Genomic DNA, 22,062 nt, shown 5'->3' on the forward strand with positions numbered 1-22,062 from the left:
AGGCGATCACCGTCGTGGCACACTATACGGACGCAGGCAATACTGCGGAGAGCATGAACAGCGGCGCCACCGCCGTGGTCGCCAACGTCAACGATGCGCCAGGCGGCAGCGTCACCATCAGCGGCACCGCTGAACAGGGAGAGATCCTGTCGGCGCAGCATACGCTGTCCGACCTCGACGGACTGGGCACGGTCGGCTGGCAGTGGCAGGCGGATGGCGTCGACATCGCCGGCGCCACCGGCTCGACCCTGGTCCTGACCCAGGAACAGGTGGGCAAGTCGATCACTGTCGTGGCACGCTATACGGACGTGGGCGGTACCGCTGAGCGCATGGACAGCGGCGCGACCGCCTTGGTCGCAAACCGCAACGATGCACCAGGCGGCAGCGTCACCATCAGCGGAACCGCTGAACAGGGAGAGCCCCTGTCGGCGCAGCACACGCTGTCCGACCTCGACGGCATGGGCACGATCGGCTGGCAGTGGCAGGCCGATGGCCTCGACATCGCCGGCGCCACCGGCGCCACGCTGGTGCTGGGCCAGGAACAGGTGGACAAGACGATCACGGTCGTCGCCCGCTACACGGATGGCGGCGGTGCGGCGGAAAGCATGGCCAGCATCCCGACCGCCGTGGTCGCAAACCGCAACGATGCGCCAAGCGGCAGCGTCACCATCAGCGGCACCGCTGAACAGCGCCAGACCCTGTCGGCGCAGCACACGCTGGCCGACCTCGATGGCCTGGGCACGATCGGCTGGCAGTGGCAGGCGGATGGCGTCGACATCGCCGGCGCCACCAGCGCCACGCTGGTGCTGGGCCAGGCCGAAGTGGGCAAGGCGATCACCGTCGTGGCGCGTTACACGGACGACGACGGCGTGCAGGAAAGCATGGCCAGCACCCCGACCGCGACGGTCGCCAATGTCAACGATGCGCCGACCGGCAGCGTCTCGATCGCCGGCGCCGCGCAACAGGGCGCGACCCTGGCGGCATCGCACAACCTGCTCGATGCGGACGGCCTGGGCGCCATCGGCTGGCAGTGGCAGGCCAACGGCGCCGACATCGCCGGCGCGACCGGCGCGACGCTGGTCCTTGGCGCGAACGAAGTGGGCAAGACGATCACGGTGCTTGCGCGCTACCGTGATGCCGGCGGCGCCATGGAACAGGTGGCTGCCGCGGGAACCGCGGCCGTCCGCGCGGCGGCTCCCGTCGACGTGACGCCGCCCTTCGTGACGCGGCTCGTGGATGGGGTCGAGATCGTCGTGCGCGCCACCAGTCCGGATGGGACGAACTGGCAGAACGTGTCGGTGCCGGTGGTCAGCACGGCGCGCCAGGACCAGATCGGCGACGCGAATTCCGCCGACATCGCACTGGTCACCTCCGCGTCGGGCGAACAGCTGCTGCTCGCGCAGGTACCGGCGGGCTACGGCCTGCAGGTCTCGGGCGCCGTGTCCACGCATCCTGCCGCCGCGGCGCAGGATGCGCTGCTGCGCGCCGTCACCAGCCACACGGGCGCGCAAGGGCTGGCGTCCGGCGTGAACGGCTTCGTGGACTCGCTGGCGCCAGGTGCGTCGCTGCTGGTCCAGACCGTCGCGATCACCGTTCCGGCAGGCTCGCCCGCCTCGGGACACGCGCTCACGCTGGTGGGCGATGCCGGCAGTGCGCTGGTCATCGACACCACGGCGGCCCCGGCGGGTGCAAACGTGCAGCTGGAGAACATCGGATTTGCCGCCATTGTCGGCGCGGCCAGCATCGTCGCCGCGGGCGGCTCCCAGCACATCGTGGCCGACGGCGCGCGGCAGGCGATCATGGCGGGCGCCGGCAATGACGTGCTGCACGCCGGCGCCGGTGACGACCTCATCGCCGGTGGCGCGGGGAACGACCTGGTCGACGGCGGCAACGGCGATGACGTGGCGCAGTTCTCGGGCCTCGGCCGCTCGGCTTACACGCTGCGCATCCAGGATGGGCAAGTCGTGGCGAGCGAACGCGGCAGCGGCGCGGACGGCGTCGACATCCTCGCCAACATCGAAACCCTGCGCTTCACCGGCGTCTCTTCCGATACCGGCGCCGCAGGCTCGCTCGCGCGCATCTACGACACGCTGTTCGACCGCGCCCTCGACGCCAGCGGCGAAGCCTGGTGGCTGGACCAGCAGGCCAGGGGCATGTCCATGCACGAGATCGCCGCCGGGATCCTGGGCAGCGAGGAAGCACAGGGAGCACAGCTCGGCGCCCTCGGCAATGCCGGCTACGTCGACCAGCTGTATGCGCGGGTACTGGGCCGTGCCGCCGACCAGGCGGGACTCGACTTCTGGGTGCAACAGCTCGACAGCGGCGCCGTCGACCGTGCGGGTGTGCTGCTGGGATTCGCCGATTCAGGCGAGAAGCTGGCGAGCGAACCTGGCGCCGCGGTCGACTTCGACTTCAACCACAGCGACGTGGCGACGCTGGTGCGCATGTACTACGCCGCGTTCGGCCGGACGCCGGATGAAAGCGGCATCAACTACTGGATCGGCCGCAGCGAAGCGGGTGCGGACCTGGACCTGATCGCGAACGAGTTCGTCGCCGCGGCCGAGGGACAGGCTGTGTATGGGGCGCTGAGCGACCGCCAGTTCGTCTCCGCGCTCTACCAGGACGCCCTCGGGCGGAATGCGAGCGAGGCGGAACTGGACGGATGGATGCGGGCGCTGGACGGCGACCAGGCCGATCGCGGCGACGTGCTGCTGGGCTTGGCCCAGTCCGAGGAGATGATCGGCCTGATCGGCGCCATCAACACCACGATCGACACCATCTGACCGGTGTGTCGGACCAGCCGGGAGTTGGCAAGCAACTCCCGGCCGGGATTACATGGCGAGGGCCTGTTCGATCTTGCCGACCAGCTGGGGATCCTCGGGCGTGACCTTGCTCGCGAAATGCTCGATCACCTTGCCGTCACGGCCGATCAGGTACTTGGTGAAGTTCCACTTGGGTTCCTTGCCGGTGATCTTCGTCAGGCTGGCGTGCAGCGGATTGGCTTCCGGTCCGCTGACCACGCTCTTGGCGAACATCGGGAATTTCACGCCATAGGTATTGAAGCAGAAATCGGCGATTTCCTTCGCGTTGCCCGGTTCCTGCTTGCCGAAGTCGTTCGACGGGAAGCCGAGCACCACCAGGCCGCGGCCGCCGTACTTGGCGTACAGCTTTTCCAGGCCTTCGTACTGCTTGGTGAAGCCGCAGTAGCTGGCCGTGTTCACCACCAGCACCACCTTGCCGGAGTACTGGCACAGGTCCTGCGGCGCTTCGTCCTGCAGACGCTTGAATTGATGCTTGAGCAGCGCGGGGCAGCTGGCCGGGCGCGCGACGGCTGGCGCCGCCTGGACCTGCGCGATCGCAGGCTGGGTGACGCTGGCGGCAGCGGCGGCGGCGATCGCCAGGGCGAGAATCTTGATCATGGGGTAATTCCACAGGCATTGAAGTGGCCATGATTGTAACGCAGCCGCCCCTCCGTAAACACGGTCTCAGGCGTCGAGGGCGCGGTGCGCTATCTTGAGGCAGTGGTTCATGACCACATCCAGGCCGGCGGCGCGCGCCAGGTCGGCCGCGGGCTGGTTCTCGATGTCGAGCTGCATCCACAGGCAGCCGGCGCGCACGGCGATGGCGTCGCGCGCGATCGGCGGGATGTCGGCCGACTTGCGGAAGCAGTCGACGATATCGATGCGCTGGCCGCTGGCGGCGAGCGCATCGGCGGCTTCCTGCAGGCTGGCGTGCACCGGTTCGCCGAGGATGCTCTCGCCGGCATGGTTCGGGTTGACCGGGATGATCTGGTAGCCGTGGTCCTTCAGGTACTCGGCGACGCCGTAGCTCGCGCGCTCGGGCTTGTTCGACAGGCCGACGATGGCGATGGTCCTGCTTTCCTTCAGAATCTGGGCAATGCTTCTCATGATGGCGACGTTGGCTGGAAGTGTTGGCGCTAGCTTATCAGGTTTGCATGGGCCAGGCGCATGCCCCCGCTGGCGCCCGGCGCGCAAACATGGAAAGATGGCGGCTCATCCGTTCTTGAGCGATCCTTATGCATTCTCCTGTCCTGTCCCGCCTGGCCGCCGTGCTGGCGCTGGCCGTCTCCAGCTTCACCGCCCAGGCCGCCGTGCCGCTTGCCGACGTCGAGCGCGCCATCCTTCCTGTCGCCGCCTGGGGCGGCACCCCTGCCGATCCGGCCAAGGCGCGCCGCCATGAGATCACCCACGTCACCTTGCACCACCAGGGCGAGCCGTTCAAGCCGGGCACCGACCCGCAGGCTTACCTGCGCCGGCTGCAGTCGTGGTCGCGTTCCAGCAAGGGATGGCTGGACATTCCCTACCACTACATCATCGATCTCGACGGACGCATCCATGCGGGGCGCGATATCGCCTATGCGGGCGATACGAATACCGAGTACGACCCGAAGGGGCATGCGCTGATCGAGGTGGTAGGGAACTTCGAGGAGGTCGAGCCGAACCAGAAGCAGCTCGATGCGGTGGTCGACCTGATGGCCATGCTGGCGGCCAAGTACAAGGTGGGGCTGGACGGGATCCAGAGCCATCGGGATTATTCGGACCAGACCGTGTGTCCGGGGGCGAATCTGTACCGGTATGTGCAGGAGGGATATTTCAGGCAGAAGGTGGCCTTGCGCCTGGCGCAGGAGCAGGTGAGTAAGTAATTGCTCTGTCCGTTACACAGCACCTGTGCGCGTCCACGAAGTGACGCCACAAAACAAGAAAGGCAGCCCGAGGGCTGCCTTTCCTTGATACCGAGCCTGGAAGCTTAGCGCCCTTTGGCGCGCAGCCTCTGGAGCGCTGCCAGCTGCGCGATCGCCGCGGCCAGTTCGGCCTGGGCTTTCGCGTAGTCGATCTTCGACTCCTTGTTCAGCATCAGCTCTTCCGCCTGGCGCTTGGCTTCCTGCGCCTTTGCCTCGTCCAGGTCGCTACCGCGGATCGCGGTGTCGGCCAGTACGGTCACGGCGTTCGGCTGCACCTCGAGGATGCCGCCGGCGACGAATACGAACTCCTCGCCGCCACCGGCAACCTGGATCCGTACAGCACCCGGCCTGATGCGCGTGATCAGCGGGGTGTGCTTCGGGTAGATACCCAGCTCGCCCGCTTCACCCGGCAACGCGACGAATTCGGCCTGGCCCGAGAAGATCTGCTCTTCGGCCGAGACCACGTCAACGTGAATAGTGTTTGCCATGTCTGTCCTTCAGGTTGGGAACGCCAGCTTAGGCAGCCAGTTTCTTGGCTTTCTCGATGGCTTCCTCGATGGTGCCGACCATGTAGAAGGCCTGCTCCGGCAGGTGGTCCAGTTCGCCCGATGCGATCATCTTGAAGCCCTTGATCGTGTCTTTCAGCGAAACGTACTTGCCCGGCGAGCCGGTGAACACTTCTGCGACGTGGAACGGCTGCGACAGGAAACGCTGCATCTTGCGAGCGCGTGCGACGACCAGCTTGTCTTCCGGCGCCAGTTCGTCCATGCCCAGAATCGCGATGATGTCACGCAGTTCCTTGTAGCGCTGCAGGGTGCCCTGCACGGCGCGCGCGGTGGCGTAGTGCTCTTCACCGACGACCAGCGGGTCCAGCTGGCGCGAGGTCGAGTCCAGCGGATCCACTGCCGGGTAGATACCCAGCGAAGCGATGTCACGCGACAGGACGACGGTCGAGTCCAAGTGGGCGAAGGTGGTTGCCGGCGACGGGTCGGTCAAGTCATCCGCAGGGACGTACACGGCCTGGATCGAGGTGATCGAACCGGTCTTGGTCGAGGTGATACGCTCTTGCAAGCGGCCCATTTCTTCGGCCAGGGTCGGCTGGTAGCCCACTGCCGACGGCATACGGCCCAGCAGTGCCGACACTTCGGTACCGGCCAGGGTGTAACGGTAGATGTTGTCGACGAAGAACAGAACGTCCTTGCCTTCGTCACGGAACGCTTCCGCCATGGTCAGGCCGGTCAGCGCGACGCGCAGACGGTTGCCCGGCGGTTCGTTCATCTGGCCGTAGACCATCGCCACTTTCGAGTTGGCAGGATTTTCCAGGTCGACGACCTTGGCATCGGCCATCTCGTGGTAGAAGTCGTTACCTTCACGGGTACGCTCGCCCACGCCGGCGAACACGGACAGACCCGAGTGCGCTTTAGCGATGTTGTTGATCAGTTCCATCATGTTGACGGTCTTGCCCACGCCGGCGCCGCCGAACAGGCCGACCTTGCCGCCTTTTGCGAACGGGCAGACCAGGTCGATCACCTTGATGCCGGTTTCCAGCAGGTCGGTCGACGGCGACAGTTCGTCGTACACCGGCGCCGAGCGGTGGATCGAAGCCAGACGCTCGTGGCTGACCGGACCGCATTCGTCGATCGGGTTGCCCAGCACGTCCATGATGCGGCCCAGGGTGGCGGTGCCGACCGGGACCATGATCGGGTTGCCGGTGTTCTGGATAATCATGCCGCGACGCAGGCCTTCCGAGCTGCCCAGTGCAATGGTACGGACCACGCCGTCACCCAGCTGCTGCTGCACTTCCAGGGTCAGTTCCGAGCCTTCCATTTTCAGTGCGTCGAAAACCTTCGGCATGGCATTGCGCGGGAATTCCACGTCAACCACTGCGCCGATACACTGAACGATTTTGCCATCAGCCATGTTCGTTCCTTCAGATATAGTTAAATTCTTTTACTTGATCAATCGGGGACAGGGTACGCGCGCTTATCGCGCTGACCCCTGGTCCCCGAATAGCGTTCTTACACCGCTGCCGCGCCTGCGACGATCTCGGAGAGTTCTTTGGTAATCGCCGCCTGGCGGGTCTTGTTGTAGACCAGCTTCAGCTCGCCGATGACGCTGCCCGCGTTGTCGCTCGCGGCCTTCATCGCCACCATGCGCGCCGACTGCTCCGACGCCAGGTTCTCGGCCACCGCCTGGTACACCAGGGCTTCCACGTAGCGCACCAGCAGTTCGTCGATGACGACCTGTGCGTCCGGTTCGTAGATATAGTCCCAGGCGTGCGTGTACGCATCGGCTTCCAGTGCCTGCTTCGGCAGCGGCAGCAGTTGCTCGACCATCGGTTCCTGCTTCATCGTGTTGACGAATTTCGTGTAGCACAGGTAGACAGCGTCGAGCTTGCCTTCCTGGTACGCGTCCAGCATCACTTTGACCGGGCCGATCAGCTTTTCCAGGTGCGGGGTATCGCCGATCTGGGTTGCGTGCGACACGACCTTGACGCCCACACGGTTCAGGAAGCCCAGGCCCTTGTTGCCAATGGCGACGGCTTCAATGCGGTTGCCAGCCTGTTCCAGCTCGCGGATCTTCTGCGTTACCTGGCGCAGCACGTTGGTGTTCATGCCGCCGCACAGACCCTTGTCGGTCGTGACGACGATGAAACCGACGGCCTTCGCCTGCACGTCCTTGGCCTGGGCCATGAACGGGTGCGTGTACTCCGGGTTTGCATTCGCAAGATGGGCGGTGATGGTACGAACCTTCTCACTGTAGGGACGGGCGGCGCGCATCCGTTCCTGCGCCTTGCGCATCTTGGACGCGGCGACCATTTCCATCGCCTTGGTGATCTTCTTCGTATTCTCTACGCTCTTGATCTTGCCACGTATCTCTTTGCCTACTGCCATGAGTCCTTACTCCTTCCACGCGCCGGAGCTACCATCCGGTAGCTCCGGCCCGACGATTAATATGCGCCGGATTTCTTGAAATCAGCAATGGCGGCGGCCAGCGCTGCTTCGCTGTCCTTGTCCAGTTGCTTGGTTTCTTCGATCTTCGACAGGAGCGCAGCTTGCTTGGACTTCATGAAGCCGTGCAGTGCCAGCTCGAACGGCAGCACTTTCTTGACTTCCACGTCATCGAAGTAGCCTTTGTTGACGGCGAACAGCGAGACGGCCATCAGCGACACCGGCAGCGGCGAGAATTGCGGCTGCTTCAGCAGTTCGGTCACGCGTGCACCGCGGTCCAGCTGCTTGCGGGTCGATTCGTCCAGGTCGGATGCGAACTGCGCGAACGCAGCCAGCTCACGGTACTGGGCCAGGTCGGTACGGATACCGCCCGACAGGTTCTTGATGACCTTGGTCTGTGCTGCGCCACCGACGCGCGACACCGAGATACCGGCGTTAATCGCAGGACGGATACCGGCGTTGAACAGCGAGGTCTCCAGGAAGATCTGGCCGTCGGTAATCGAGATCACGTTGGTCGGAACGAAGGCCGAGACGTCGCCTGCCTGGGTTTCGATGATCGGCAGTGCGGTCAGCGAACCGGTCTTGCCGGTGACGGCGCCGTTGGTGAACTTCGAGACGTAGTCGGCGTTCACGCGCGCTGCGCGTTCCAGCAGACGGCTGTGCAGGTAGAACACGTCGCCCGGGTAGGCTTCGCGGCCCGGCGGACGGCGCAGCAGCAGCGAGATCTGGCGATAGGCGACAGCCTGCTTCGACAGGTCATCATAGACGATCAGCGCGTCTTCGCCGCGGTCGCGGAAGTATTCGCCCATCGCGCAGCCCGAGTAGGCCGAGATGTATTGCATGGCGGCCGATTCCGAAGCGGAGGCGGCGACCACGATGGTGTACTCCATCGCGCCGTGCTGTTCCAGCGAGCGGACGATGTTCTTGATGGTCGAGGCCTTCTGGCCGATCGCCACGTACACGCAGGTCATGTTCTGACCCTTCTGGTTGATGATCGCGTCGACTGCCACGGCCGACTTGCCGGTCTGGCGGTCGCCGATGATCAGCTCACGCTGGCCACGGCCGATCGGCACCATCGCGTCGATCGACTTCAGGCCGGTCTGCATCGGCTGCGAGACGGATTCACGCGCGATCACGCCCGGGGCGATCTTTTCGATCGGGGCGGTCAGCTGGGCGTTGATCGGACCCTTGCCGTCGATCGGCTGGCCCAGTGCGTTGACGACGCGGCCGCGCAGTTCCGGACCGATCGGCACTTCCAGGATGCGGCCGGTGGTCTTGACGGTGTCGCCTTCCGAGATGTGCTCGTAGGCGCCCAGGATGACCGAGCCGACCGAGTCGCGCTCGAGGTTCATCGCCAGGCCGAAGGTGTTGCCAGGGAATTCCAGCATCTCGCCCTGCATCACGTCCGACAGACCATGGATGCGGCAGATACCGTCGGCGACGGAAATCACCGTGCCTTGATTGCGAACATCAGCGGAACCTTCGAGGCCCTGGATGCGGCTCTTGATCAGTTCGCTGATTTCAGATGGGTTAAGTTGCATGCTTGCTAACTCCTAATAGTTTCTTGATGCGTAGGGCAAGGGCGGGACGCCGGCGAGTGCGAGCAGGTTACGACACCAGCGCAACATGCATCTGTTGCAGCTTGGCGCGTACCGAGGTATCGAGCACTTCGTCACCGACGACCACGCGCACACCACCGATCAGCGAAGGATCCACTGTTACCGTTGGGTTCAGCTTGCGGCCAAATTTCTTTTCCAGCGTGGCAACCAGCTGTGCCAGCTGGTCAGCCGAGATCTCGAATGCGCTGTAGATCGTTGCGTCGGCGGCGCCTTCGCTCGCGTTCTTCAGGACAGCAAACTGCGTGCTGATCTCGGGCAGCAGAGCGATGCGGCCATTTTCTGCCAGCATCGCGATAAAGTTTTTCGCTTGAGCGTTCAGCGGCGACTTGACCAGGGACGCAATCGTGTCCGCCAGCTGTGCGTGCGTAACGTTCGGGTTGCTGGCGAAAGCCTGCACATCGGGAATGGCGCCGATCTGGCCCAGTTCCGACGCGATGGCCGACCACGCCGCCATGTCGCCGGATTGGGCGACACGGAACAGCGCTTCGGCGTAAGGGCGGGCGACGGTTGCGAGTTCTGCCATGATCAGAGCTCGGTCGACAGTTTCGACAGCAGGTCGGCGTGCGCCGTTGCGTTCACTTCACGCTTCAGGATCTGCTCTGCGCCCTGGACTGCAAGTGCAGCGACCTGGCCGCGCAGTTCTTCGCGCGCGCGGGTCACTTGCTGCTCGGCGTCGGCCTTGGCGGCGGCGACGATACGGGCGGCTTCGTCAGCAGCGGTTTTCTTGGCTTCGTCGATGATCGCAGCGGCGCGCTTTTCAGCGTCGGCGATGCGCTTCTGGCCTTCGTCACGGGCGCCAGCCAGTTCGGACTGCACGCGCTTTTCAGCGGCGGCCAGGTCGGCCTTGCCACGGTCGGCGGCGGCCAGTCCATTCGCGATCCTCTCAGCGCGCTCGTCGAGCGCTTTCATCAGCGGCGGCCACACGAACTTCATGGTGAACATCGCCAGGATGAAGAAGACAGCGAACTGTGCAAACAGGGTTGCATTAAGGTTCACGGTATTTTCCCTCTTACAGAAACACGGATGCCGAACCAGGAACTGGTTCGGCCCTTCAAGACGTCAAGACCGGGGGTCTTAAACAGCTGCCACGAACGGGTTAGCGAATGCGAACAGCATGGCGATACCGACGCCGATCAGGAATGCCGCGTCGATCAGGCCAGCCAGCAGGAACATCTTGGTCTGCAGGGTGTTCATCAGTTCAGGCTGACGTGCCGAGGCTTCCAGGTACTTACCACCCATCAGAGCGATACCGATACATGCGCCGATAGCGCCGAGGCCGATGATCAAACCGCAAGCCAGTGCAACAAAAGATACGTCAGTCATGATTACTCCAAAAAGTTAAATTAAAAACTAGATTAAAAACTACAACTTCGTTACAACCACTATCTTGTTCGATGCTTGCGGCGCCGATCAGTGGCCTTCATGGGCCTGACCGAGATACACCAGCGTCAGCATCATGAAGATGAATGCCTGCAGGAACACGATCAGGATGTGGAAGATCGCCCAGATCGAGCCAGCAATCACGTGGCCGACGAAACCGAACACCGTAGCGGTCGAGCCCAGCAGTGCGATCAAGAGGAACAGCAGTTCACCGGCAAACATGTTGCCGAACAGTCGCATACCGAGCGACACCATTTTTGCTGCGTATTCGATGATGTTCAGGAGCAGGTTGAACGGCGCCATCCAGATGCCGAACGGTGCTGCGAACAGTTCGTGGACAAAGCCGCCAAAGCCCTTGATCTTGATGCCGTAGTAGAGCATCAGGACCAGCACGCCGAGCGAGATGCCGATGGTGCCGTTCAGGTCGGCGGTCGGGACCACGCGGTGGTACGGGAACAGATGTTCAACGCCCATGGCCGAGAACATGGCCGAGAACAGGTCGACCGGCAGGAAGTCCAGCGAGTTCATCAGGGCGACCCAGACGAACACGGTCAGTGCGGCCGGCGCGATGAAGCTGCGGTCGCCGTGGACGATCGACTTCGACTGGTCTTCGACCATTTCGACCAGCATCTCGACGGCAGCCTGGAAACGGCCCGGCACGCCCGAGGTGGCACGGCGCGCGGCCATCCACATGACCAGGGAGCCGAGCACACCCATGGCGATCGACCAGAACACGGTGTCCATGTTGATGATCGAGAAGTCGACCGGACCATTCTGGTGTCCATTGGACAAATGGCCGAGGTGGTGCTTGATATATTCTGAAGCGGTTGGCGCGTGTGCTGCTGCGCCGTCTACGGTTGGATTCGCCATGTCAGTGCCTAAATAATAAGATGATGTAACTCTTCAGTGCCACGATGAACCCGCCCAGCAGGGCCAGCCAGTTCAGATCGCGGTACAGCCACGCCGTCACGCCCAACAGCGCCAGCGTTAATGCAATCTTTATAAATTCCCAGATGAAAAACGTGAAGGGGTTAGCCCCTCCCGCTTTCGTAGATGCGGCAAACAGGCGTACTGCCATGATGCCGTTGGGCACGACGCAACACAGACCGCCCAGTACCGCTGAAAACATCGCAGCCCTTCCCCCCAGCAGCGCGGCGATGATGCCGGCGACTACCGTTGCTATCAACTGCAGGGAAACGATGCGCAGCATATTCTTCTCTTCGCGCTAGCGCATTTGGACGAGTTACGATGTGGTAATTACATGAATCAGCGGGATTATAAGTGGTTATACGGACGCGAGTCAAACGATTCGCCACTTATAACTGCTGCGTAAAGATGACGAAAATGTGACGTAAAGACGACGTATTCCACAATCTTTTCAGTTACTTAACGACAGATCGCTGCTGACTTGACAGTTAACAATTGGGCGGGTCTGCTATAAGACTGGCGTTTGTTTCCGTAGTGCAGGAGGGGAAAATCTGCGGCGGGGGCGAGCGCGGGGCGTGCGCTACGGGACGGGGAAAAACCGCATCGGCGGACCTAAGCGCCGATGCGTTTACGCAACAAATGTTAACTGTGCTTAGGCACGCAGGCGGGCCAGCACGCCGTCGAGAATGTCGAGGTCGGCGAAATCGATGATCAGCTGGCCCTTCCCTTTCGCCCCCATCTTGAACACGACCGGCGTGGCCAGGCGGTCGGACAGTTCTTCCTCCAGGCGCACGATGTCGCCCGGCTTGTCCTTGGCGCGCGCCGGGGTTGCCGGGCTGTTCTGTTCCTCGATGGCGCGGGCCACCAGCTTCTCGGTCTCGCGTACCGACAGGCGCTTGGCGATCACCTGGTTGGCCAGGGTGATCTGGTTCGCGCTCTCGACTGCCAGCAGGGCGCGGGCGTGACCCATGTCGATGTCGCCCGCCATCAGCATGGTTTGCACCGGCTGCGCCAAGTTGATCAGACGCAACAGGTTGGACACGGCGCTGCGCGAACGCCCGACCGCGGCCGCAGCTTGCTCATGAGTAAAATTGAAATCCGAGATCAGGCGCTGGATGCCTTGCGCCTCTTCCAGCGGATTCAGGTCTTCGCGCTGGATGTTCTCGATCAGGGCCATGGCGGCGGCGGCCTGGTCGTCGACGTCGCGCACCAGCACCGGGATTTCTTCCAGGCCGGCCATCTGGGCGGCGCGGAAGCGGCGTTCGCCGGCGATGATCTCGTAGGAGGCGCCGGATCCCGCGGGCAGCGGACGCACCAGCACCGGCTGCATGATGCCCTGGGTCTTGATCGAGGCGGCCAGCTCGCTGAGCGAACCTTCGTCCATGCGGGTGCGCGGCTGGTATTTACCGGCCTGTATCTGGCCGACCGGCAGCGCGGACGGGTTGGCCGCCACCGGTGCTTCTTCGCTGACCCCGCCGAGCAGCGCATCGAGGCCGCGGCCGAGTCCCTTGAGTTTCTTGGTTGCCATTCTGATGTCTCTTCGGTTTACATTGTCTTGATGCGCTCGACCATCTCGGCGCCGAAGGCGATGTACGCCTGGGCGCCCTTCGACGACGGATCGAACACCACGCCCGGAATGCCGTACGACGGCGCTTCGGCCAGGCGCACGTTGCGCGGGATGATGGTCTTGAACACCTTGTCGCCGAAGTGCTGCTCGAGCTGGCTCGACACCTGCTGCGACAGGGTCATGCGCGGATCGAACATCACGCGCAGCAGGCCGATGATGCGCAGGTCGGTATTCAGGTTCGCATGCACTTTCTTGATCGTGTTGACCAGGTCGGACAGCCCTTCGAGCGCATAGTACTCGCACTGCATCGGGATGATCACGCCGTGCGCGCCGCACAGGCCGTTCAGGGTCAGCAGCGACAGGGCCGGCGGGCAGTCGATCAGGATGAAGTCGTAGTCGGCGTCGACCTGGGCCAGCGCGTCCTTCAGTCTCTTCTCGCGGTTATCCAGCGACACCATCTCGACTTCGGCGCCGGCCAGCTCGCGGTTGGCGGGCAGCACGTCGAAGCGCCCCGACTCGGAGCGCAGGCGCGCGGTGGCCACGTCCGCCTCGCCCAGCAGCACCTGGTAGATCGAGGCTTCGAGCTCGGCCTTGTTGATGCCCGCCCCCATCGTGGCATTGCCCTGGGGGTCGAGGTCGACCAGCAGCACGCGCTGGTTCAGCTTGGCCAGGCCTGCAGACAGGTTGACGGTGGTGGTGGTCTTGCCCACCCCGCCCTTCTGGTTCGCAACACAAAATATCTTCGCCATCTGTTCCTTCCGTGGAGGCCATCAATCCATCATACCGTTCATACGGTAAAAATCATATTAACGATTCATACTGAATAAACGATATAAACGGTATAAACGATTTATACAGTTAATACGGTTTATTCCGTTTTCTCATTTTGCCCGTTCGATGAAAACGAGGTGGCGTTCCGCTCCCAGCCGGGGCACCTGCAGGGGCTGCAAATCCGTCACTTTCCAGTCTGGCGGAATCCGCTCCCGCTCCTCGCTTGGGGCCACCCCTTTCAATGCGATGTAGCGCCCTCCGTCCGCCAGCAGGTGCCCGGACCAGTTGACGAAATCGGAGAGGTCGGCAAAAGCGCGCGAGGTGATGACGTCGAATTTGTCGCTCACCGCCAGGTCCTGCACCTTCATCGTGTACACGGTGACGTTGGCCAGGCCCAGTTCCGCCTTCACCTGCGTGAGGAAGGCGGTTTTCTTGTGCACGGTGTCGATCATCGAGACTTTCATGTCCGGGCGGCAAATCGCCAGCACGATGCCGGGCAGGCCGCCGCCCGCCCCCACGTCCAGGACATTGCGCGCGCCCGCGAACGCCGGCACGGCGGCCAGCGAATCGAGCAGGTGGTGGGTCACCATCTGCATCGGATCGCGTAGCGAGGTCAGGTTGTAGACGCCATTCCACTTGTTGAGCAGCGCCAGGTAGTCCATCAGCTGGCCCTGCTGGGCCGCGCTGATGTCGAGTTGCATGTCGGTGATGCCGTCGGCCAGCACCTGCGAGAGTTGAGCGCGGTCGAAAAACTTCATTCAGCCTGTTCCGTGGTGGTGTTGGTAAAGCCCTTGGCGCCGCGTTTTTTCAGGTGCACCAGCAGCAGCGAGATGGCCGCCGGGGTCACGCCCGAGATGCGCGAAGCTTGGCCCAGGGTTTCCGGACGCTGCTTGTCGAGCTTCTGGCGCACCTCGATCGACAGCGCCGCGATCTCCAGGTAGTTCAGGTTCTCGGGCAGTTTCAGGTTTTCGTAGTGGTCGTGGCGTTCGACTTCGCGCGCCTGGCGGTCGATGTAGCCGGCGTACTTGAGCTGGATTTCGACCTGCTCCTTCACCGCCGGATCCTCGACGCCGGGGCCGGCCAGCGGCTGGCCCTCGTTGCCGGTCATCGTCATCAGGGTGTCGTACTCCACGCCCGGACGGCGCAGCAGGTCGGCCAGGTTGTATTCGCGCTCGATCGCCTGCCCCACCACGCGCTCGGATTCGGCGGCGGCCAGGATGCGCGGGTTGACCCAGGTCGCACGCAGGCGTTCGAGTTCGCGCGCGACGGTCTCGCGCTTGGTCTCGAAGGCGGCCCATTGCGCGTCGCCGACCACGCCCAGCTTGCGGCCGATCTCGGTCAGGCGCATGTCGGCGTTATCTTCGCGCAGCGACAGGCGGTATTCCGCGCGGCTGGTGAACATGCGGTAAGGCTCGGCCACACCCTGGGTGGTGAGGTCGTCGACCAGCACCCCGAGGTAGGCTTCCGAGCGGCCCGGGGTCCAGGCTTCCTTGTCCTGGGTTTGCAGCGCGGCGTTCAGGCCGGCCAGCAGGCCCTGGGCGGCGGCTTCCTCGTAGCCGGTGGTGCCGTTGATCTGGCCGGCGAAGAACAGGCCCTTGATCGCCTTGGTTTCCAGCGAGGCCTTCAGGCCGCGCGGGTCGAAATAGTCGTATTCGATCGCATAGCCGGGACGCAGGATGAAGGCGTTTTCCAGGCCGCGCATCGAGCGCACCAGGTCCAGCTGCACGTCGAACGGCAGGCTGGTCGAGATCCCGTTCGGGTAGAACTCGTTGGTCGTCAGGCCTTCCGGCTCGAGGAAGATCTGGTGCGATTCCTTCGAGGCGAAGCGATGGATCTTGTCTTCGATCGACGGACAGTAGCGCGGGCCGACGCCTTCGATCACGCCGGTGTACATCGGGCTGCGGTCCAGGCCGTTGCGGATGATCTCGTGGGTCTTCGCATTCGTGTGCGTGACCCAGCACGGCATCTGGCGCGGGTGCATGGCGGCGTTGCCCATGAAGGAAAACACCGGCACCGGATCGAGGTCGCCCGGCTGCTCGGCCAGCACCGAGAAGTCGATGCTGCGGCCATCGATGCGCGGCGGCGTGCCGGTCTTCAGGCGGCCTTGCGGCAGCTTGAGTTCCTTCAGGCGGCTCGACAGCGAGATCGCCGGCGGATCGCCCGCGCGGCCGCCGGAATAGTTTTGCAGGCCGACGTGGATTTTACCGTCAAGGAAAGTGCCAGCGGTCAACACCACGGCACGGGCGCGGAACTGCAGCCCAACCTGGGTCACGGCGCCGACCACGCGGTCGCCCTCCACCATCAGGTCATCCACGGCCTGCTGGAACAGCCACAGGTTCGGCTGGTTCTCGATGCGCGAACGGATGGCCTGCTTGTACAGCACGCGGTCGGCCTGGGCACGGGTCGCGCGCACGGCCGGGCCCTTGGACGAGTTCAGGATCCGGAACTGGATGCCGGCCTCGTCGGTAGCGATTGCCATGGCGCCGCCGAGGGCGTCCACTTCCTTGACGAGGTGGCCCTTGCCGATGCCGCCAATCGACGGGTTGCACGACATGGCGCCCAGGGTTTCGATGTTATGTGTCAGCAGCAGGGTTTTTTGGCCCGTGCGTGCCGACGCGAGTGCGGCTTCGGTACCGGCATGGCCGCCGCCGACGACGATGACGTCGAATTCAGTAGGAAATAGCATGATGGAAGAGTGAGGCGAGGAGACTTAATGCGCGATTATAGATTCTTTTCTCTTGCGGGACTTCGAACTGATCCGGAAAACCACGAAATTTGATTCACGTGGAACAGTCAGCCGTGAAGCCGGCGCGTTGTTTCACGTGAAACAAAAAACAAAAAGCCGGGTTAGCCCGGCTTGTTTGTTTCACGTGAAACAATCGCCCTACCACCCTATCTTGGTGAAGGAATCGTAAGCCGTCTTGATGATCAGCCCGCTTACCACGACCAGGAACAGCTTGCGCACGAAGCCGCTGCCATGCTTCAGCGCCAGCCTGGTGCCGATCAGGGAACCGCCCACCTGGCATACCGCCATCATCAGGCCGATCTGCCACAGCAGGTGACCGCTGTAGCCGAACCACATCAGTGCCGACATGTTACAGGCCACGTTGACGATCTTGGCCGCCGCCGAGGCGCTGAGGAAGTCGAAGCCGAAGAAGCGCACGAACAGGAAGATCAGGAAGCTGCCGGTGCCGGGGCCGAAGAAGCCGTCATAGAAACCGATCGCCGCGCCGATGGCGATGGCCCAGTAGCGCTCCGCCATTCCGCTATGCACCGGCGCATGCACCGCCCCCAGGTCTTTCTTCCTGAAGGTATAGATGGCGACCGCGACCAGGATGATCGGCAGCAGCGTACGTACGAAATCGGCCGGCACCCGGGTCACGGTCCAGGCGCCGACGAAGGACAAGGCGAAGGCGGCGATGGCGGCCGGCGCCGCCGTACTCCAGGCGACCCTTACCCGGCGCGCGTAATTCACTGCCGCGGCGCTGGTGCCGAACACGCTGGCCAGCTTGTTGGTGCCCAGCAGGGTGGCCGGGGCTTCCTTCGGCAGGACGGAAAAGATGGCGGGAATCTGGATCAGGCCGCCGCCGCCGACAACGGCGTCGACCAGCCCGGCGGTAAACGCGGCCACGCCGAGCCATGCGAAATCGATCATGGAACAACTTTCAGGGAGGGTGCAGAGGCAGCATTTTACCGCCGGCATTATTCCAAAGTGAAATGGCGCGGCTGCGCAAGCGGTGCGGCAGTTGGGATAAGCTTGATGGCAATGTCAATCAAGGAGACCAGCATGCCCGCGTTCGCTTTCAGCACCGTCGCCCAGATCCTGTCAGAACCCGGCGCCACCGCCCGCCTGGGGCGGCTGCTGGCGGAGCGCTTCCCGCAAGCGCGGCGTCCCCTGCTCGTCACCGATGCGGGTTTCCTGCGCACTGGCCTGATGGAAGCGGCGCGCGCCGACCTCGCCCGCTGCGGCATGGCGGACGCCGTCTTCGCCGGGGTCGTCGCCGATCCGCCCGAACACGTCGTGCTGGCCGCCGTCGAGGCGGCGCGCCGCATGGATGCCGACCTGGTGATCGGCTTCGGCGGCGGCAGCTCGATGGACGTGGCCAAGCTGGTCGCCGTGCTCGCCGGCAGCGAGCAGCCGCTGGCCGCGATCTACGGGATCGGGAATGTCCAGGGCGGACGCCTGCCGCTGGTGCAGGTGCCGACCACCGCCGGCACCGGTTCCGAGGTGACCAACATCGCCATCGTGACCACGGGAGCAAGCACCAAGATGGGCGTGGTGGCGCCGCAGCTGTATGCCGACCTCGCGGTGCTGGACGCCGCCCTCACCCTGGGCCTGCCGCCCAAGCTCACGGCCGCGACCGGCATCGACGCCATGGTCCATGCGATCGAGGCGACGACCAGCCGCCACAAGAAGAACCCGCTGTCCGACGCCCTGGCGCGCGAGGCGCTGGGCCTGCTGTCGCGCAACCTGCTGCCGGCCTGCGAACGGGGCGGCGACCTGGACGCGCGCCAGGCCATGCTGCTCGGGGCCTGCCTCGCGGGCCAGGCTTTTTCGAATGCGCCGGTGGCGGCAGTCCACGCCCTCGCCTATCCGGTCGGCGGCATCTTCCACGTGCCGCACGGCCTGTCGAACTCGCTCGTCCTGCCGCACGTGCTCGAGTTCAACCTGCCGGCGGCGGCATCTTCCTATGCCGAACTGGCCGCCATCGTGGCGCCCCATGCGAGCGGCAGCGAGGAAGCACGGGCACGGGCACTGATTGCTGCTATGCAACAAATTACCAGGATGACGGGGATCGAGGCGAGCTTGCGCCAGGTCGGGATCGCGGAGACGGACCTCGATCGCCTGGCCGACGAGGCCATGCTGCAGACCCGTTTGCTGGGCAATAACCCGCGAGAAATGACGCGTGAGCATGCACGCGCGATCTATGCCGCCGCCCTGTGAACGGCGGCCCGCCTGTCAGGCTTTGCGGCCCCGTTCGAGCAGCGCCCCGAGTTCCCCGACGATGCCGCGGCGGAACAGCAGGACGCAGACGATAAAGATGAGCCCGGTGACCATGCCCACCGATTCGCCCAGGGTCGAGAACCAGGCGATGCCGAGTGATTCGGCCAGGTTCGTGCCGAGGTCGCCCAGCTTGTTCTCCAGCGCGACGATCAGGAAGGCGCCGAGGATCGGCCCGGCCAGGGTGCCCATGCCGCCCACCAGGGTCATCAGGACGACCAGGCCGGACATGGTCCAGTGTACGTCGGTCAGGGTCTCGAAGCCCAGCACGACGGTCTTGGTGGCCCCCGCCAGCCCTGCCAGCGCGGCCGACAGCACGAAGGCCAGCAGCTTGTAGCGGTCGACCTCGTAGCCGAGCGACATGGCGCGCGGCTCGTTTTCCTTGATCGCCTTGAGCACCTGGCCGAACGGCGAATGCACGGTGCGGACGATCAGGGCGAAGCCGGCCGTGAAGATCGCCAGCACCACGTAGTACATGACCAGGTCGCTGGACAGGTCCAGCAGGCCCAGCAGGCGCCCGCGCGGCACGCCCTGCAGGCCATCCTCGCCATGGGTGAACGGCGCGCGCAGGGCCGCGAAATACACCATCTGGGCCAGCGCCAGGGTGATCATCGAGAAATAGATGCCCTGCCGGCGGATCGCCAGCGCGCCGATCACCAGGCCCAGCAGGGCGCTGGCGAGCACGCCCAGCACGATGCCCAGCCCGGTCGGCAAGCCGCTGACGGCCAGCAAATGGCCGGTGGCGTAGCCGGCCGTGCCGAAAAATGCGGCGTGGCCGAAGGACAGCAGGCCGGTGAATCCGATCAGGAGATTGAAGGCGCAGGCGAACAGCGCGAAGCACAGCAGCTTCATCAGGAACACGGGATAGGCGACAAAGGGCGCGGCCAGGGCCAGTGCGAATGCGACGGCATAGACAATTTTTCGGTTCATGGACGCCCTCTTATTTTTCCTTGCCGAACAGCCCGGCCGGGCGCAGCAGCAAGACGATCACCATCACGACGAACACCACCACTTCCGAGCCTTCCGGATAGAACACGCGGGTCAGGCCTTCGATCACGCCCAGCGCCAGCCCGGTGAGGATGGAACCGAGGATCGAGCCCATGCCGCCGATCACGACCACGGCGAACACGACGATGATGAGGTTCGAGCCCATCAGGGGCGTCACGTTGATCACCGGCGCCGCCAGCACCCCGGCAAAGCCGGCCAGCGCGACCCCGAAGCCATAGGTGAGCGTGACCATCAGCGGCACGTTGATGCCGAAGGCTTCGACCAGTTTCGGGTTCTCGGTGCCGGCGCGCAGGTAGGCGCCGAGGCGGGTCTTTTCGATCACGAACCAGGTGCCCAGACACACCACCAGCGAGGCCGCCACCACCCAGGCGCGGTAGTTCGGCAGGATCATGAAGCCGAGGTCGGTGGCGCCGGCGAGCTGTTCCGGCACGTCCAGGGTCTGTCCCGAGACGCCGAAGAAGGAGCGGAACACGCCTTCCAGCAGCAGGGTGATGCCGAAGGTGAGCAGCAGGCCGTACAGGTGGTCGAGCTTGTACAGCCAGCGCAGCATGCTGCGCTCGATCAGGATGCCGAACGCGCCCACCAGCAGCGGCGCCAGCACCAGCATCATCCAGTAGTTCAGGCCGTACGACGCGACGCCGATGTAGGCCACGAAGGCGCCCACCATGTACAGGGCGCCGTGGGAGAAGTTGATGACGTTGAGCAGTCCGAAAATGACCGCCAGGCCCAGCGACAGCATCGCATAGAAGGAGCCGTTGACCAGCCCCAGCAGCAGCTGGCTCATCAGGGCTTGCAGGGGAACGCCGAAAATGTCCATGGATCCGCTCGAAGACGGCGCGGGCCGGGCCCGCGCGGTGGATGCGCAAGGCCGGCGCGCCGCGCCTGGAAAGCGGCGGCGCCGGCCTTCAGGAAAGCCTGCTTACTTCCACAGGCTGCACTTGGTCTCGGCCTTGGTGGTATAGGCCTGGTCGCCCGGGATGGTGGCGACGACCTTGTAGTAATCCCAGGGATACTTCGATTCCGCCGGCTTCTTCACCTGCATCAGGTACATGTCGTGCACCATGCGGCCGTCGGGCCGGATCACGCCGTTCTTGGTGAACATGTCGTTGACCGGGGTCTTCTTCAGGTGGGCCATGACCTTGTCGGCGTTGTCGGTCCCGGTCGCCTTGACGGCGTTCAGGAACTGCATCGCGGCCGAGTAGTCGCCCGCCTGCAGCATCGAGGGCTGCTTCTTCATCTTGGCAAAGTAGCGCTTCGACCAGGCGCGGGTGTCCGGGTTCATGTCCCAGTACCAGCCGTCGGTGAGGTACATGCCCTGGGTGGTGTTCAGGCCCAGGGTGTGCACGTCGTTGATGAACACCAGCAGGCCGGCCAGCTTCATCTTCTTGGTCAGGCCGAATTCGTTGGCCGCCTTGACCGTGTTGATGGTGTCGCCGCCGGCGTTCGCCAGGCCCAGCACCTGGGCCTTGGAGGAAGACGCCTGCAGCAGGAAGGACGAGAAATCGGAGGCCGAGAGCGGATGCTTGACGCTGCCGAGCACCGTGCCGCCATTCGCCTTGACCACGTCGGCGGTGTCCTTTTCCAGCGACTGGCCGAAGGCATAGTCGGCGGTCAGGAAATACCAGGACTTGCCGCCCTGCTTCAGCATCGCCGAGCCGGTGCCGCGCGCCAGCGCCACGGTGTCGTAGGCGTAGTGCACGGTGTAGGGCGTGCACTGCTCGTTGGTCAGCTGGGCGGTGCCGGAACCGATCGCGATGAATACCTTTTTCTTTTCGGCCGCCACCTTGGCCATGGCCAGGCTGGCGCCGGAATTCGTGCCCCCAATCAAGAGGTCGACTTTCTCCCGGTCGAACCATTCGCGCGCCTTCGAGGCGGCGATGTCGGGCTTGTTCTGGTGGTCCGCGACGATCAGCTGGATCTTCTTGCCGTTGATGGCGCTGCCCATGTCGGCGATGGCCATGCGGATCGCTTCCGCGCCGCCGTTGCCGTCGATGTCCGAATAGACGCCGGACAGGTCGGTCAGGAAGCCGATCTTGATCACGTCGTCCGAAATCTGGGCCTGGGCCGGCATGGTGAAACCGGCGCTGGCGGCAAGTGCCAGGGCAATGGCAGGTCGTTTCATGTTGTCTCCGTTC

At 64.0% G+C, this 22,062-nt stretch carries 22 protein-coding genes; 3 read left to right on the forward strand and 19 right to left on the reverse strand.

The annotated features are described in order from the left end of the window. On the forward strand, positions 1-2,783 hold a 2,783-nt coding region (locus H162_RS30985; protein ID WP_040787531.1), incomplete at its 5' end, for a DUF4214 domain-containing protein. Positions 2,784-2,831: 48 nt separating this feature from the next. Here H162_RS30985 and H162_RS0115085 read toward each other — a convergent pair. Continuing rightward, entirely contained in the window at positions 2,832-3,419 is a 588-nt protein-coding gene (locus H162_RS0115085; protein ID WP_020654312.1) for a glutathione peroxidase, read from the reverse strand. A gap of 66 nt (positions 3,420-3,485) precedes the next feature. Then, the gene (locus H162_RS0115090; protein WP_020654313.1) at positions 3,486-3,908 is read right to left on the reverse strand and encodes a CoA-binding protein; all 423 of its coding nucleotides are present in this window, start codon (positions 3,906-3,908) and stop codon (positions 3,486-3,488) included. A 128-nt stretch (positions 3,909-4,036) separates the two neighbouring features. Here H162_RS0115090 and H162_RS0115095 point away from each other — a divergent pair, with 128 nt between their 5' ends. Further along, on the forward strand, positions 4,037-4,663 hold the full coding sequence (locus tag H162_RS0115095; RefSeq protein WP_020654314.1) for a peptidoglycan recognition protein family protein: 627 nt from the start codon (positions 4,037-4,039) through the stop codon (positions 4,661-4,663). Between the two features lie 104 nt (positions 4,664-4,767). Here H162_RS0115095 and H162_RS0115100 read toward each other — a convergent pair whose 3' ends face one another. The 14 genes from H162_RS0115100 to H162_RS0115165 all read right to left on the reverse strand — a co-directional run bounded on the left by H162_RS0115100 (position 4,768) and on the right by H162_RS0115165 (position 17,572). Beyond that, a complete protein-coding gene (locus tag H162_RS0115100) occupies positions 4,768-5,190 on the reverse strand; it encodes a F0F1 ATP synthase subunit epsilon (RefSeq protein ID WP_026354669.1) in 423 nt (140 codons plus the stop codon). 28 nt (positions 5,191-5,218) lie between these two features. Then, a complete protein-coding gene (gene atpD / locus H162_RS0115105; RefSeq protein ID WP_026354670.1) occupies positions 5,219-6,622 on the reverse strand; it encodes a F0F1 ATP synthase subunit beta in 1,404 nt (467 codons plus the stop codon). A gap of 98 nt (positions 6,623-6,720) precedes the next feature. After that, entirely contained in the window at positions 6,721-7,596 is an 876-nt protein-coding gene (atpG, locus tag H162_RS0115110; RefSeq protein WP_020654317.1) for a F0F1 ATP synthase subunit gamma, read from the reverse strand. Positions 7,597-7,652: 56 nt separating this feature from the next. Continuing rightward, a complete protein-coding gene (gene atpA / locus H162_RS0115115; RefSeq protein ID WP_020654318.1) occupies positions 7,653-9,194 on the reverse strand; it encodes a F0F1 ATP synthase subunit alpha in 1,542 nt (513 codons plus the stop codon). Between the two features lie 67 nt (positions 9,195-9,261). Beyond that, entirely contained in the window at positions 9,262-9,795 is a 534-nt protein-coding gene (locus H162_RS0115120) for a F0F1 ATP synthase subunit delta (protein WP_020654319.1), read from the reverse strand. A gap of 2 nt (positions 9,796-9,797) precedes the next feature. Further along, positions 9,798-10,268, reverse strand: a complete 471-nt coding sequence (locus H162_RS0115125; protein ID WP_020654320.1) for a F0F1 ATP synthase subunit B — start codon at positions 10,266-10,268, stop codon at positions 9,798-9,800. 78 nt (positions 10,269-10,346) lie between these two features. Further along, the gene (atpE, locus tag H162_RS0115130) at positions 10,347-10,595 is read right to left on the reverse strand and encodes a F0F1 ATP synthase subunit C (RefSeq protein WP_020654321.1); all 249 of its coding nucleotides are present in this window, start codon (positions 10,593-10,595) and stop codon (positions 10,347-10,349) included. Between the two features lie 87 nt (positions 10,596-10,682). Next, positions 10,683-11,522: a F0F1 ATP synthase subunit A gene (gene atpB, locus H162_RS0115135; protein WP_026354671.1), complete on the reverse strand. Its 840-nt coding sequence runs from the start codon at positions 11,520-11,522 to the stop codon at positions 10,683-10,685. Between the two features lies 1 nt (position 11,523). Next, complete coding sequence (locus tag H162_RS0115140) at positions 11,524-11,862, reverse strand: ATP synthase subunit I (protein WP_020654323.1); 339 nt, start codon at positions 11,860-11,862, stop codon at positions 11,524-11,526. 369 nt (positions 11,863-12,231) lie between these two features. Next, the gene (locus tag H162_RS0115145) at positions 12,232-13,107 is read right to left on the reverse strand and encodes a ParB/RepB/Spo0J family partition protein (protein WP_020654324.1); all 876 of its coding nucleotides are present in this window, start codon (positions 13,105-13,107) and stop codon (positions 12,232-12,234) included. 17 nt (positions 13,108-13,124) lie between these two features. Next, positions 13,125-13,895, reverse strand: a complete 771-nt coding sequence (locus H162_RS0115150; protein WP_026354672.1) for a ParA family protein — start codon at positions 13,893-13,895, stop codon at positions 13,125-13,127. A gap of 132 nt (positions 13,896-14,027) precedes the next feature. Further along, positions 14,028-14,675, reverse strand: coding sequence for a 16S rRNA (guanine(527)-N(7))-methyltransferase RsmG (rsmG, locus tag H162_RS0115155; RefSeq protein ID WP_020654326.1), 648 nt, complete (start codon positions 14,673-14,675; stop codon positions 14,028-14,030). Beyond that, on the reverse strand, positions 14,672-16,603 hold the full coding sequence (gene mnmG, locus H162_RS0115160) for a tRNA uridine-5-carboxymethylaminomethyl(34) synthesis enzyme MnmG (RefSeq protein ID WP_020654327.1): 1,932 nt from the start codon (positions 16,601-16,603) through the stop codon (positions 14,672-14,674). The genes rsmG and mnmG overlap by 4 nt, the downstream gene beginning before the upstream one ends. A gap of 198 nt (positions 16,604-16,801) precedes the next feature. After that, on the reverse strand, positions 16,802-17,572 hold the full coding sequence (locus tag H162_RS0115165; RefSeq protein WP_020654328.1) for a TSUP family transporter: 771 nt from the start codon (positions 17,570-17,572) through the stop codon (positions 16,802-16,804). A gap of 132 nt (positions 17,573-17,704) precedes the next feature. Here H162_RS0115165 and H162_RS0115175 point away from each other — a divergent pair, with 132 nt between their 5' ends. After that, a complete protein-coding gene (locus H162_RS0115175) occupies positions 17,705-18,862 on the forward strand; it encodes an iron-containing alcohol dehydrogenase (protein ID WP_020654329.1) in 1,158 nt (385 codons plus the stop codon). A 15-nt stretch (positions 18,863-18,877) separates the two neighbouring features. Here the strand turns inward: H162_RS0115175 and H162_RS0115180 are convergent, their stop codons facing one another. The 3 genes from H162_RS0115180 to H162_RS0115190 form a co-directional block, all read right to left on the reverse strand. Further along, entirely contained in the window at positions 18,878-19,849 is a 972-nt protein-coding gene (locus H162_RS0115180; protein WP_020654330.1) for a branched-chain amino acid ABC transporter permease, read from the reverse strand. Positions 19,850-19,859: 10 nt separating this feature from the next. Continuing rightward, positions 19,860-20,744 carry a branched-chain amino acid ABC transporter permease gene (locus H162_RS0115185; protein WP_020654331.1) on the reverse strand — a complete coding sequence of 295 codons (885 nt, stop codon included), beginning with the start codon at positions 20,742-20,744 and terminating at the stop codon, positions 19,860-19,862. A 102-nt stretch (positions 20,745-20,846) separates the two neighbouring features. Next, positions 20,847-22,049, reverse strand: a complete 1,203-nt coding sequence (locus H162_RS0115190) for an ABC transporter substrate-binding protein (RefSeq protein WP_020654332.1) — start codon at positions 22,047-22,049, stop codon at positions 20,847-20,849. Positions 22,050-22,062: the final 13 nt, after the last annotated feature.

Source organism: Massilia niastensis DSM 21313 (assembly GCF_000382345.1).
GTDB lineage: Bacteria > Pseudomonadota > Gammaproteobacteria > Burkholderiales > Burkholderiaceae_D > Telluria > Telluria niastensis.